The 12,377-nt window shown below is 49.5% G+C and carries 12 protein-coding genes; 6 read left to right on the top strand and 6 right to left on the bottom strand.

Going from position 1 to position 12,377, the window contains the following annotated elements:
- Positions 1-2 precede the first annotated feature (2 nt).
- Together ACO0LG_RS20795 and ACO0LG_RS20800 are read right to left on the bottom strand one after the other, a co-directional pair.
- A complete protein-coding gene (locus ACO0LG_RS20795) occupies positions 3-1,784 on the bottom strand; it encodes a GspE/PulE family protein (RefSeq protein ID WP_423029465.1) in 1,782 nt (593 codons plus the stop codon).
- Between the two features lie 34 nt (positions 1,785-1,818).
- The gene (locus tag ACO0LG_RS20800; RefSeq protein ID WP_423029466.1) at positions 1,819-2,637 is read right to left on the bottom strand and encodes a spermidine synthase; all 819 of its coding nucleotides are present in this window, start codon (positions 2,635-2,637) and stop codon (positions 1,819-1,821) included.
- Here ACO0LG_RS20800 and ACO0LG_RS20805 point away from each other — a divergent pair.
- Both ACO0LG_RS20805 and ACO0LG_RS20810 read left to right on the top strand, forming a co-directional pair.
- Positions 2,596-3,375 carry a hypothetical protein gene (locus ACO0LG_RS20805; protein WP_423029467.1) on the top strand — a complete coding sequence of 260 codons (780 nt, stop codon included), beginning with the start codon at positions 2,596-2,598 and terminating at the stop codon, positions 3,373-3,375. The genes ACO0LG_RS20800 and ACO0LG_RS20805 overlap by 42 nt on opposite strands.
- A 33-nt stretch (positions 3,376-3,408) precedes the next feature.
- Positions 3,409-3,840 (top strand): hypothetical protein, encoded by a 432-nt coding sequence (locus ACO0LG_RS20810; RefSeq protein ID WP_423029468.1) that lies wholly within the window; start codon positions 3,409-3,411, stop codon positions 3,838-3,840.
- A gap of 45 nt (positions 3,841-3,885) precedes the next feature.
- Here ACO0LG_RS20810 and ACO0LG_RS20815 read toward each other — a convergent pair whose 3' ends face one another.
- On the bottom strand, positions 3,886-4,446 hold the full coding sequence (locus ACO0LG_RS20815; protein WP_423029469.1) for a DNA-deoxyinosine glycosylase: 561 nt from the start codon (positions 4,444-4,446) through the stop codon (positions 3,886-3,888).
- Between the two features lie 221 nt (positions 4,447-4,667).
- On the opposite strand from ACO0LG_RS20815, the gene ACO0LG_RS20820 reads away from it, so the two are divergent.
- Entirely contained in the window at positions 4,668-5,174 is a 507-nt protein-coding gene (locus ACO0LG_RS20820) for a DUF3016 domain-containing protein (RefSeq protein ID WP_423029470.1), read from the top strand.
- Between the two features lie 75 nt (positions 5,175-5,249).
- On the opposite strand, the gene htpG is transcribed toward ACO0LG_RS20820, so the two are convergent.
- Positions 5,250-7,157, bottom strand: coding sequence for a molecular chaperone HtpG (gene htpG, locus ACO0LG_RS20825; protein ID WP_423029471.1), 1,908 nt, complete (start codon positions 7,155-7,157; stop codon positions 5,250-5,252).
- A gap of 292 nt (positions 7,158-7,449) precedes the next feature.
- On the opposite strand from htpG, the gene ACO0LG_RS20830 reads away from it, so the two are divergent.
- On the top strand, positions 7,450-8,229 hold the full coding sequence (locus ACO0LG_RS20830) for a hypothetical protein (RefSeq protein WP_423029472.1): 780 nt from the start codon (positions 7,450-7,452) through the stop codon (positions 8,227-8,229).
- A gap of 197 nt (positions 8,230-8,426) precedes the next feature.
- On the top strand, positions 8,427-8,672 hold the full coding sequence (locus ACO0LG_RS20835) for a hypothetical protein (protein WP_423029473.1): 246 nt from the start codon (positions 8,427-8,429) through the stop codon (positions 8,670-8,672).
- A gap of 128 nt (positions 8,673-8,800) precedes the next feature.
- Here ACO0LG_RS20835 and ACO0LG_RS20840 read toward each other — a convergent pair whose 3' ends face one another.
- Both ACO0LG_RS20840 and cysS read right to left on the bottom strand, forming a co-directional pair.
- Positions 8,801-9,421 carry a hypothetical protein gene (locus ACO0LG_RS20840; RefSeq protein ID WP_423029474.1) on the bottom strand — a complete coding sequence of 207 codons (621 nt, stop codon included), beginning with the start codon at positions 9,419-9,421 and terminating at the stop codon, positions 8,801-8,803.
- A gap of 107 nt (positions 9,422-9,528) precedes the next feature.
- The gene (gene cysS, locus ACO0LG_RS20845; RefSeq protein WP_423029475.1) at positions 9,529-10,902 is read right to left on the bottom strand and encodes a cysteine--tRNA ligase; all 1,374 of its coding nucleotides are present in this window, start codon (positions 10,900-10,902) and stop codon (positions 9,529-9,531) included.
- Between the two features lie 376 nt (positions 10,903-11,278).
- Here cysS and ACO0LG_RS20850 point away from each other — a divergent pair, with 376 nt between their 5' ends.
- Positions 11,279-12,358, top strand: a complete 1,080-nt coding sequence (locus ACO0LG_RS20850) for a GGDEF domain-containing protein (RefSeq protein ID WP_423029476.1) — start codon at positions 11,279-11,281, stop codon at positions 12,356-12,358.
- The last annotated feature ends 19 nt before the right edge of the window (positions 12,359-12,377 follow it).

A 12,377-nucleotide genomic window follows, 5' to 3' on the forward strand; every position in this document is an offset into this window, starting at 1 on the left:
AGCTAGATCAGTGATGAAGTGACTTTCAGAACCTCATCTGCCGTGGTAACACCTTCGATGATCTTATATGCGCCTGCAATGCGCAAGGGTTTCATGTCATCCTTGATGCTTTGCGCACGCAGCGCATGGATATCGGCACTTTCTGTAATCAATTTGCTGAAAGGCAGGGTGACTGTCAGTAACTCATATAAACCGGTACGCCCCATGAAGCCGGTCTGGCGACATTCCGGGCAACCTACGGGTTTATAAATTTTCTCGGGTTTGCTGATGCCCCAGCCCTCGGTCAGGGTATCCCAGACTGCATCCTGTAATTCACCTTCTGGTGATTTGCAATGGATGCAGAGCGTCCTGACCAGGCGCTGGGCCAGTATGCCTATGATGGTTGCCTCAAGTAAATAATAGGGGACACCCAGTTCCAGCAGGCGCATGATGGCCGACGGTGCATCATTGGTATGCAGGGTGGATAAGACCAGGTGACCCGTCAGCGCGGCTTGTATGGCCATTTCTGCAGTTGGCAAATCGCGTATTTCACCCACCATGATGATGTCAGGATCCTGACGCATGAGGGCGCGTATGCCATCAGCAAAGCTCAGGTCTATGGCAGACTGTACCTGCATCTGATTAAATGAACCTTCCACCATCTCGATAGGATCTTCGACGGTACAGACATTCACGTCTGGCGTCGCCAGCGCTTTAAGCGTTGTGTACAAGGTGGTGGTTTTACCGGAACCGGTAGGCCCTGTGACCAGGATAATGCCATGCGGTTTGCTGGTCAGATGATCCCAGCGCTTGGCATCATTCAACGGGAAGCCCAGTTCCGGCAAGGTCTTGACGACGACTTCGGGATCAAAAATACGCATGACCATTTTTTCGCCAAACACTGTAGGTAGGGTCGACAGACGCAACTCTACCTCCTGGCCTTCGTTGGTGCGGGTTTTGATACGGCCATCCTGTGGGCGGCGTTTTTCAATGACGTCCATGCGGCCCAGCAATTTGATACGGGCTGTCATGGCGATCATGATGGTGGCAGGGACCTGATATACCTGGTGCAAGACACCGTCGATACGGAAACGGATTACGGAGATATCGCGCTTGGGTTCAAGATGGATATCTGAAGCACGCTGGTCAAAGGCAAATTGCCACAGCCAATCGACTATATTGACGATGTGCTGGTCATTTGCATCAACCTGTTTGTTGGTCTTGCCTATCTCGATCAGTTGTTCAAAGTTCTGACGTAGATTGGTGTCATTCTTGTTTGACTTGCGTGCGTCCTTGATAGACTTTGCCAGAGAGAAAAACTGGACGATGTATTGCGAAATCTCCAGCGGGTTCGCCATCACCAGGCGAATCTCCTTGCGGCTGAATTTCAGGATTTCATCTTGCCATTCGGTATTGAATGGTTCCGAGGTTGCGACCACAACGACATTGGCCGCAGATTCCACAGGCAGAATATTAAAGCGTGTCGCATAAGAGGCCGACATGACATCCGATACGCTGGTGAAATCAATCTTCAAGGGATCAATGCGGTAAAAAGGCAAATTTACCTTGACGGCCGCCCATTCCGTCAGCCAATCCAGCGTCAGCAAAATATGCGGTGAAATGGCCGAATGCAACCTGGCCTGCGCAACCGCAGTCAGGGGATGCATGCTGGTAGGACCATTTTTCAATAGACCCTGGGTCGCATGGAACTGGGTCTTCGCTTCATCTTTGAGGATGACGCCATCGGCCATCAGCCAGGTGAAAATTTGTTGCAGGTTCAGGCTGCGGTGTGCGGGTTTATTCATACTATATAACCGTTTCCATCAAATTATTTTGACATTATTTTGGATCGCAGGCTGCCTTGAGTCCGTTCACCCAGGATTTTGCAGGCAATTTGTTACTGGCCTTGATCTGGTCCGCTTTTTCGTACAGATCAGGGAAGTTCAATTCGGGCTTGCGCTTGAATGCCAGGGCAACCACATTGCCATCGTGCACTTCCGGCAGGCATAGCACAGTGTCAAAGGCAAAGCGCATGGCTTTCAAGTTGCGTGCATAGCTGGGGTGGTCGCCAAACAGGTTGACTGTCAATATGCCGTCGTCCTTCAGGCAGTTTGCACAGGCTTGATAAAACTCAGCGCTGTCGAGTACCGGGCCACGGGCCGTGGCATCGTATAAATCTACTTGCATGGCATCAATGTGGCCATGATTATTGTCATCGTTGACAAAGTCCATTGCATCCATTTCCAGCACCCGCAGGCGCTCATCATTGGCGGGCAATTTGAACATGCTTTCACAAATCGCAATGACAGATGGATTGAGTTCTACAGCGGTGACCGTGGCATCTTCAAATTGACGGTAACAGAATTTGGTCAGCGCGCCAGTTCCCAGACCCAGCTGCACCAGTTGTTGTGGCGTATCGATGAACAGCATCCAGGCCATCATCTGTTGCGCATATTCGAGTTCTATGGCGTCAGGCTTGCGCAGACGCATTGCGCCCTGCACCCATTCGGTACCGAAATGCAGGAATCGTACCCCATCCATTTCAGACAGAGTGACAGGAGCAAATTTGGGTTTGCGATTGGCCTTTTTCGGGGCAGCGGCTGTGGGGCCAGAGCGGTGATTGGCCTCGGCTTCTATGGATTTTCGTTTGATCAGCATCCGCTTATTTTAACCTTCATAGTGTTTATCGAAAGCAAATTTACATTTTCCATACAAGTTGTAATGAATTTTGACGGAAAAAACATAAGAGAAATTGCTTTTGCGCAATTATACGTCTATGCGACTGCGCTGCTAGCGCTCTTGCAGACATTGGATTGTCAGCCAGGCCATGGCGAGCTGCCTGAGGTAAAATCGTATGTTGCTCAAATTGACACGTATCTTTTCACTTGTCCGCTCACTTTATTTCCTTATTTTTCCGCTTCTCACATGCAATTTAAAAAATCAGCCGCTGCTGCCTTTATTTTTGTCGCTTTGCTTGGACTCGCCGCTTTTTTCCTGTTTGGCCGTGAACCAGTAGATCCAGCCAAACCACAGGTTTTCAATGCCGATACCGCCATGCTGGCGATTTTTGGCACATATAACGAAAAACAACACGGGGTATTGCTCCCTGAAAAAAATACTGCATCCTGGGATATGGGTCAGGCAGACATCCTGGCCACGGTCCTGCTGGTAGATATCTATACTGAGGCCGGTAAAAAGAAAGCAGTGTTGGTCGTGCAGCGCCAGCAAATTCTTGGCGGTGTTGTGGAAGAGAGTCATGCCACCGCCCCGGTCATTTCTGTGTATGTGTTTGCCTACAACGGCAAACAATGGTTGTTCGAAAAAGGCAAGAAAGAAGTTGCTGCCTATGGTGCAAATGGCATGGCACCTATGGCGAGCCTGATTCGTCTAGGCTAGGATAAATTTGGCCTTTTGTTCGAAGGCGGAGACATGCATCAGGGCTATACCAATGACTATGCCTTCATCGTGTCTTTGAGCGACGCCAAACCCGTCATCGCGCTGGAATTGAATATGGGTGAGAGCAATAACGGTGCCTGCACCGACGATGTGGAAGAGCAGGGGCCGCTGATGCAGGCATGCTGGGAAAACACCGGTAAACTTAGTTTTCTGCAGAATGCGGCTGATGCATACTATACCGTCAAGCTGAGCACCACAGGCAATAAGCCAGAGGGAGACAAGCCGCCATCAACAACCAGGCAGCAGGATACTTATTTTGTGCATACAGCCAGTACCTACAAGGCCAGCAAGGACCAGCGCTTGAAAAACGCCAGCCCGGTTACTGAAGATCTGATCAAAAATGCCGGTGAAATGAAAAAGCAAAAGCGCCCTGTGGCCGGTGATGCCAGCAAACCAGGAGCTTAGTTCATTAAAGTCTGCTACATATTTTGTCGTGGTATCGCTTTTCAGTTAGTCAGAAGCTTGCAAAGCGGCTTGCCAGTCGCTCAGTTTGTCAGCAAAACTGCGCGTTGCGTGGGCCGGTGAGGACGATGGCAGTATCAGCGTCTGATAGCCACGTTGCTGGAAGTAAGTCGCCATTTTGCCGGCAGTCTGGCCATTGAAGCAAAGCTTGCGCAAATGCGGATGTGTTGCTTGCAAGCTGCTGAAGTCATTGAGTTTGCCCTCGCGTATGGCCGAGTCCAGGCTGCCTGCCCGCACGCAGGAATGAAATACGTCCCATAAACCTATGCCATGCGCCAGCAAGCCTTGCAGGCGCTGTTCATAATCAAGACCTGTCAGATCGGTTCCCAGGGAGCCTGAGACCAGTCGCCAGAACTGGTTTTGCCTGTAAGCATAATATTGCGTTGCCGTGAGTGAGGCTGCACCAGGGAAGCTGCCCAGTATCAGGGTATGCGTGTGCTCGTCTATTACAGGAGGAAAGCCCTGCAGAACAGGTGTTTGCAAAGGGACTTGCCCAGGCGTGCCTGACGGGTTCGAGACATCTGAGGCATGTGACTTTGGTGCTTTCATAAAACTGATATCTGGGCAGATTGGTCAATTGCAAGCGCATAGTGCTTGCGGTCCTTGTGCGGCAGCAGCGATCCGGCGACAGCAGTAGTGGATAAACTTTGTGACAAAATTCATGATAACTGATGACAAAGCTGTCTGGCTGTTTTCGTGCTTGTGGGCTATTCTTGAAGCATGACGAAAGCTTGAAATTGACTCGCAGTAGAATGTGACAGGGGGAAATGATGAAATTGATGATAAGTGCAATATTGCTGGCAGGTGCGATGGTGGCGCAAGCACAGGCTGGCGAAGTGAAAGTAAGCTGGCAAGAGCCTGAGAAATTTACCGACATTCGTCCTAGCAATGAATCCAAATCAGGCTTCCAGGAACGTATGATCAAGGAACTTGACCAGATATTTGCCGACCTGGCAAAAAAACTGCCTGATGCTTACCAATGGGATGTGACCGTCACCGATGTTGACCTGGCAGGCGATGTACGCCCATTTTTCCGTAATACGGTCGGTGACATTCGGGTTATCAAGGATTTGTACTGGCCACGCATGACTTTGACTTTCGACTTGAAAGACGAAAAAGGTCAAAGCATTGCTTCGGGTACAGAAAATATCAAGGACATGAATTTCCTCATGCGTTCTGGCCTTGCGACTGGCAATTCCAGTTTCCGCTATGAAGAACAGATGCTGCGTGACTGGTTTGCCAAACAGCAACGCGACAAGATTTTTCCTTCACGCTGAGCTGTCACAAAAAAAACGGACTCAATATTGAGTCCGTTTTTCATCAAGCAGAGATGAGAGAATTTACTTATTCATTTACTTGTTCAGCAACATCTCATTTAGACGCTTCACAAAACCGCTAGGGTCGGTGAGGTGGCCGCCTTCTGCCAGTAAAGCCTGGTCAAACAACAGGTGTGCCCAATCGTCGAACTTGGCTTCTTCATACTTGAGTTTCTGCACCAAAGGATGGTCAGGGTTTACTTCAAGTATAGGCTTGGATTCTGGGGCACTTTGACCCGCAGCCTTCAGCATGCGCGCCAAGTTCCCGGACAAATCATGTTCGTCCGCTACCAGACAGGCTGGTGAATCTGTCAAGCGGAAAGTCACGCGTACATCCTTGGCTTTGTCGGCCAGAGCCGTCTTCATTTTTTCGACCAGGTCCTTGAACTCGGTCTGGGTTTCTTCATGCTGTTTCTTCTCTGCTTCATCTTCCAGTTGACCCAGATCCAGGCCGCCTTTGGCAACGGATGCCAGTTCCTTACCTTCAAAATCAGTCAGATAGGACAACATCCACTCATCGACACGGTCAGTCAGCAATAGGACTTCAACACCCTTCTTACGGAAGATTTCCAGGTGTGGGCTGTTCTTGGCCGTTGCATAGCTCTCTGCCGTGACATAGTAAATCTTGTTCTGGCCTTCTTTGGTGCGACTCAGATAATCGGCCAGAGAGACGTTCTGTACATCGCTGTCATTATGGGTAGAGGCAAAGCGCAAGAGTTTGGCGATGCGCTCTTTGTTGGCACTGTCTTCGCCAACGCCTTCTTTCAGGACCTGGCCAAACTCGCCCCAGAATGTGGTGAACTTGTCTTTCTTGGCTTGAGCGTCGTCACCGTCTGCATCTGCCAGATCTTCCAGCATACCTAGTACGCGTTTGGTCGAGCCTTCGCGTATCGCCTTGATGTCGCGGCTTTCTTGCAGGATTTCGCGTGAGACATTCAAAGGCAGGTCATTGGAATCAATGACACCTTTGACAAAACGCAGATAGACTGGCATCAGCTGTTCGGCATCATCCATGATGAAGACGCGTTTGACGTACAGCTTGATGCCGCCACGCTTGTTACGGTCCCACATGTCAAATGGTGCGCGCGCAGGAATATACAGCAATTGCGTATATTCGCTGCGGCCTTCAACACGGTTGTGCGTGTGTGTCAGAGGTGCTGAGTAATCATGCGAGACATGCTTGTAGAATTCATCGTATTGCTCAGGCGTAATTTCAGACTTGCTGCGTGCCCACAAGGCACTGGCCTGGTTGATGGTTTCCAGTTCATCTTTCAAGACCTGTTCTTTTTTCTCTTCATCCCATTCTTCTTTCTGCATCTTGATAGGCAGGGAGATATGATCGGAATAAGTACGGATGACGGATTTGAGCTTCCATGCGGACAGGAACTCATCTTCGCCTTCACGCAGGTGCAATGTGATGCTGGTGCCACGGCCTTCTTTGACGATGTCTTCGACGCTAAAATCGCCAGCTCCTTCAGATTCCCAACGTACCGCCTGGTCTGCTGGCAAACCAGCGCGGCGGGTTTCTACGGTGATACGGTCGGCAACGATAAAACCGGAATAAAAACCAACGCCAAATTGACCTATCATAGCCGCGTCTTTTTGCTGGTCACCAGATAATTTTCCAAAGAATTCCTTGGTGCCGGATTTGGCGATCGTGCCCAGATGCTCAATCGTATCAGCCTTGCTCATCCCTATGCCATTGTCAGAGATGGTGATGGTGCGGGCTTCTTTGTTGAAGCTGACCTGGATTTGCAAATCAGGGTCGTGTTCAAACAGGCTGGCGTCATTGATGCCTTCAAAACGTAATTTGTCGGACGCATCAGACGCATTCGAGATCAGTTCACGCAAAAAGATTTCCTTGTTTGAATACAAGGAATGGATCATCAACTGCAATAATTGTTTGACTTCGGCCTGAAAGCCCAAGGTTTGCTTTTCTGACATGGTTTCCCTCAAAGATTTCTTTGGTAGTTAAGTAATATTGGCAATGACTTGCCTGCTGCTGTTTTTATAACATTGTTGGTAGCATTGCTTGAGCAGGGAAGGTGAGGCCGCTTTAACATATTTCAAGATGGTTGCGTAAAAGGCATGACAATATAATTCTTCAATGAGTGGCTGGCTTGTTCGTTTCGCGGGCATTTGTATTTTTTACAAAAAATAACTAGACTCCCACTATCGGTGCATATTGTTTGCGTGCGTGTTCCTTTGATTTTTCACATAGCCATGGATAGCGACAATGTTGCTTAAGGTAGCTAAGGCAGTGAGTTCACTCTGTTTTTGTCTGTTCAGCGCATACGCACCTGCGCTGGGTGCGGTCAACCTGTATCTGACAGAAGTCGCTCCTTTCGCTTTTCATAAAGATGCAAAAGATGCCAAAGGTGGTTATGACGGCATCAATGTACGCATCGTCAATGAATTGCGCAGGCGATCTGGCATGCCGCTGGACATTGTTGTGGTGCCAAGTGCCAGGCATATCGTGATGTTCCCAGCGGAGAAAGAAGCGTATAGCATTTCACAATCAGAAAATTTCACGGACCAGGATGGTAGTGTTTTATCTGAAGTCACCCAATTCCCGATCCTCGTGGTTGCCCAGCGTGGGGCTGTGCTGAAAAACTACGAGGATCTGATCGCTTTGTCCATGGACAAAGGCATAGGCATGATGCGCAGACTGAGTTATGGTACTTTCGGTCAGGATGAGCGTGTGAAAAAGGTCGAAATCAATACGTTGGAAAATGGCATGCGTATGCTGGAAGCCGGACGCATCTCTGGCATTGTTGGTAGCCAGCCCGCTATTTTGGCAGCAGCAGAAAAAAATCCATCTGCAAATGTATTAGGTCCCGGTCTTGTTATTTCCTACGGTTCTCATGTTATGCGCGTCAGGCCGGAGTTTGCGTCCAGTGCAGCCTCAAAAACCATCAGCGCGACTTTGCTTGCGATGAAAAACGACGGCAGTATTGCGCGCATACTTGATGATTTTTTAAAAGACCCAAAGGCTGGTTTATCAGCGACAAGATAGCCTGCTCAGGCATCCCCGCATTTTGCATTGTCCTGTACCTACAAAGTTCCTATCACTCGCAGCCTGGTGCCCATCGCTACACGGCAAACCAGGATAATGGTCCGAACAACCCGACTTACGGGGCAAATCCGCAACTCTTGCCTGAACATGCCTTGGGTACTGACCTGGCGTATGAGTCTTGTTTCGCATGGGTTAAAGTGAGCAGCAATCATTTCGCATCATTTTTTAATTTGAAGATAGTCAGCAATGTGCAGGTCACGGCTGGTCTGCGCAGCTATACGGGCGTCAGCCGTATTCTTGATGTATATGGATTATGGACGCTGGGAAAAAAGACGCAACTGCGCCTGTCTGTCAATAATCTCTTGCATCATGATGTGCTGCAGTCTTCGCAATTCAGCGATCAGGATGGGCGAAAATCACGTAGATCAGTCCACACCGGGTAGTGCCACGATACGCCTGCGGTTTGAAAGGAGTTTATAAAAAAACGGGAGAAAACATCTCCCGTTTTTTTCTCAGTATTCGCTCACTACTTGTTCACTATGTTCTTGCTATTTGCTTATTAATTTACTTATTATTTCGTACCCACACCCTTGAATTTTTCCGGATCAAAATCAGCGATGTCGATTTTGCCAAAATGTTTTGGGGGTGTATAAATCTTTTCCTTGGCTTTTTCCGGGTCACTTGCATGGAAGGATGATTCAGACACTTTCACCAATTGCCAGGAGTCATCCTTGCGCGAATAATTGAATTGATATTCATTTGCCCAGCGCCAGGCACTACCGCCGTAGTGGGATACGGTGAAACTTTTCTTGCTGGCTTTCAGGCCGGCAAATGGATCACCCATCATGCCGCCACAAGTTGAGCACAGCACGATTTTTTCATTGGTCTTGACCAGCTTTAATTTACCATCGGCCTGACGTATGGCGATATGCAGGGGACGCTGTCCTTGTTCCATATCTTCATCTGTGGCGTTCTTCTTTTGTTTTTCGAGGATGAAGACATAATCAGTCTTGTCGTCACCATTCAGGTCAGTACTGACAAAGGCCAGCAATTTGGTATTGGCGGTAATGAAGGGGCGCAAATCTGCGGGAACATCCTTACCTTCTATGTAAGTACCCGCCAGGCTGATGGCGGGTACTATCATCATGCTGGCGATGACAGTCATTTTTTTGAGCAGCTTGATGCTTTGCATGGCAATCCTTTTAAAAGAAAACAGGGGAAACCATAGTTTCCCCTGAGTTGTCTTGAATAGTCCTGAATAATCCCGAATAATCTTGCGCTGAGCAATACGATAGTTGATTACAGCTTTTTGATTTGCATGCCTTCGGCCTTGTCTTCCACTTCATAGCCCAGAGCATGCAGTTCACCACGCAAACGGTCAGCCTCAGCCCAGTTCTTGGCCTTGCGTGCAGCCTGGCGTTGTTCTGCCAGACTTTGCACTTCCGTTGGGATAGCCAGCACAGCAGGTTGCCATTGTGCCAGACCCAGGCCAAATACCTTGTCGAATTCTGTCAGCGTGGCTTTTTTGTCGGCATCAGACAAATCGGCTTTCAGCATTTCCCAGACTAGTGCCAGGGCACGGGGTACGTTCAGGTCTTCATTGATGAAGGTAGTGAATTTCTCGCGGTATTCGGCACTGACATCACCGCCTGTTGGCCATGCATGATAAGTCTCACGCAGGCGTTGCAGGGCTGTCTGTGCGGACAAGAGAGCTTCAAAGCTGAACTGCATCTGGCTGCGGTAATGTGCAGTCAGGCACAGGTAGCGATAGGCCAGCGGATCGATGTTCTGGTCCAGCAAAGTTTGCAGGCGCAGGAATTCTCCCGACGATTTGGACATCTTGCCAGAATCGATTTGCAGGAAATAACCATGCATCCAAAAGTTGGCCAGGCGGGTGCCATGGCAAGCCTGGTTTTGCGCGATCTCATTGCTGTGATGGATGGCGATATGGTCTTCACCACCGCAATGGATATCAAACCAGGGCGTCAGGTATTTGGCCGACATGGCCGAGCATTCTATATGCCAGCCAGGGAAGCCACGGCCCCAAGGGCTATCCCATTCCATTTGACGATGTTCATCCGGCGGGCTGAATTTCCACAGCGCGAAGTCAGTCGCATGCAGTTTTTCACCGAGCTCAACACGGCTGCCGGCCTTGATCGCATCACGCTTGATACGCGCCAGGAAACCGTAGTCGTCCTGCTTGCTGGTATCAAAATAAATGCCGTCACTGGTGCGGTAGGTATAACCATTTTTTTCAATGGCAGCGATGAAATCAATTTGCTCGGCGATATGGTCGGTGGCCTTGCACCAGATGGCTGGTTCCAGGATGTGCAGTTTTTGCAAATCATCCTTGAAGGCGGCAGTGAAGCGGTCAGCAATCTGCCAGGCTGATTCACCGGCTTTACGGCTGCCTTTTTCCATCTTGTCTTCACCATCATCACCATCGGACACCAGATGGCCGACATCGGTAATGTTGATGACGTGGCGCACGGTATAGCCATTCCATTCGAGGGCGCGGCGCAACAGGTCTTCAAACAGATAAGTACGCAGGTTGCCGATATGGGCATAGTCATACACGGTAGGGCCGCAGCAATACAGGCCCACCCAGTCTTTGTTCAGAGGGCTGAAAGGGCGCAGGCGGCGTTCCCAGTTGTCGTAGAGAAGTATGTCCATTTGTTGTGAAAATAGCGAAAGGTAAATTTGGTCTAGGTGAAGGATGGTGCTTAAGTAGTACTCAGGACAGACAGAGGGAAACGCCCATCTGCACTCTGGTTTGCAGACTCAACAACAACCGCTTGCGTTGAAGTCTTGTATTTGTCCGGACGCAGACATGTCTGACACAGGCGTGTCGCCTATGCAATGTTTAACATGTTGCTGGTCAACGTGGGGCATATAATTAAATTTGACTGGTTCCGTTGTGTCTGAAACAAAGAAGTTCAGGGTGAGAATGTAGCATAGATATGCACTCTTGATCAAAATTGTACACATTGACAACTGCCAGACTGGAGACTCCAAGGTAGCTGCAAAATAAAGCGGTGCAAAAATGCAAATGAATTATAAAGACGTCAGCGAAGAAAATTACCGCTCCCATTACACCAAGCAGGACAGGGCGCAAGTCCGGCGTGTAGTACGCATCATGCTCTGGGCATTCTTGCCGCTGGCATTGGTCGATGTGCTATTCCATGAGTTTGGCATTCCCCTGGCTGTCTTGCTGCTGATGCGGGTAGCCGGATTCTCTTATTCGCTGTGGCTGATCAAGCAATATGGAATGGAAGAAAATGTGCCCAGGCTGGACCGTTATGCCATGCACTGGATAGTCTTGGTGTTGCTGATACAGTTCATCAGCAATGCCTGTTTGCCACGCGATTATCTCGGGCATTATATGGTCGATGCCTGGCTGGTGTTGATGGCATTTATTTCCCTGCCTTTAGCATTGAACATATTGCGCATTCCCCTGTTCCTGTTTGTTGCGGCCTCCTGTTTGCTGTTGTTATATAAACAATCTGGCACGTTTTCTCAGGCAGCCAGCGTTTTGCTCGTCATGCCTGCAATTGCCATTACGGGGCACGCCATCGCTGCCTATGTGCACAGATACAGACGTAAACTTTTGAGTGCCGAACTGGAACTGGAGCATCAGGCGAATACCGATCCCGTTACCGGCGTCGCTAACTGGAAAGAATTCATGCGCATCTCAGACACTGAGCTGCAGCGTCACCAGCGTCTGGGCAAGCAATTGTCTATGCTGGTACTGGATTTGAGCGACTTTAAACAACTCAATGACACGCATGGGCCACAAGTAGGTGATGTGATCCTGGTCGAAGTCAGCCGCCGTGTAAAACGGGCGATGCGGGCTTATGATTGTGTTGCCCGTTTCAGTGGTGAAGAATTCTGTGTCCTTTTGCCAGAAGCTTCTGCGGAAGATGCCATCAAAATTGCCGACCGTGCCCGCGCCACAGTCATTGCCATGCCGATTTCTGTGTCAGGTAAGGAAATGAAAGTCAGCGCCACTGTCCGCACTGCTACTTTGCGTGAAGGGGATACCGCACTGAGCTTGTTGCGCCGTGCTGGCGAGGGCGCAGGCCAGCGCGAACAGGAAGTGCCGCAAAATGTTAATCTCGTGCCAGTATAAATTGCCAGTCAGATGGCAA

It is taken from the genome of Undibacterium sp. Ji42W (genome assembly GCF_049340405.1).
Taxonomy (GTDB): Bacteria; Pseudomonadota; Gammaproteobacteria; order Burkholderiales; family Burkholderiaceae_D; genus Undibacterium.

Bases quoted from the DNA above. Each gene is read 5' to 3' on its own strand.
- htpG (WP_423029471.1), bottom strand. From the start codon at position 7,157: ATGTCAGAAAAGCAAACCTTGGGCTTTCAGGCCGAAGTCAAACAATTA.
- ACO0LG_RS20830 (WP_423029472.1), top strand. From the start codon at position 7,450: ATGTTGCTTAAGGTAGCTAAGGCAGTGAGTTCACTCTGTTTTTGTCTG.
- ACO0LG_RS20820 (WP_423029470.1), top strand. From the start codon at position 4,668: ATGAAATTGATGATAAGTGCAATATTGCTGGCAGGTGCGATGGTGGCG.
- ACO0LG_RS20815 (WP_423029469.1), bottom strand. From the start codon at position 4,446: ATGAAAGCACCAAAGTCACATGCCTCAGATGTCTCGAACCCGTCAGGC.
- ACO0LG_RS20795 (WP_423029465.1), bottom strand. From the start codon at position 1,784: ATGAATAAACCCGCACACCGCAGCCTGAACCTGCAACAAATTTTCACC.
- ACO0LG_RS20850 (WP_423029476.1), top strand. From the start codon at position 11,279: ATGAATTATAAAGACGTCAGCGAAGAAAATTACCGCTCCCATTACACC.
- ACO0LG_RS20840 (WP_423029474.1), bottom strand. From the start codon at position 9,421: ATGCAAAGCATCAAGCTGCTCAAAAAAATGACTGTCATCGCCAGCATG.
- cysS (WP_423029475.1), bottom strand. From the start codon at position 10,902: ATGGACATACTTCTCTACGACAACTGGGAACGCCGCCTGCGCCCTTTC.
- ACO0LG_RS20800 (WP_423029466.1), bottom strand. From the start codon at position 2,637: ATGCTGATCAAACGAAAATCCATAGAAGCCGAGGCCAATCACCGCTCT.
- ACO0LG_RS20810 (WP_423029468.1), top strand. From the start codon at position 3,409: ATGCATCAGGGCTATACCAATGACTATGCCTTCATCGTGTCTTTGAGC.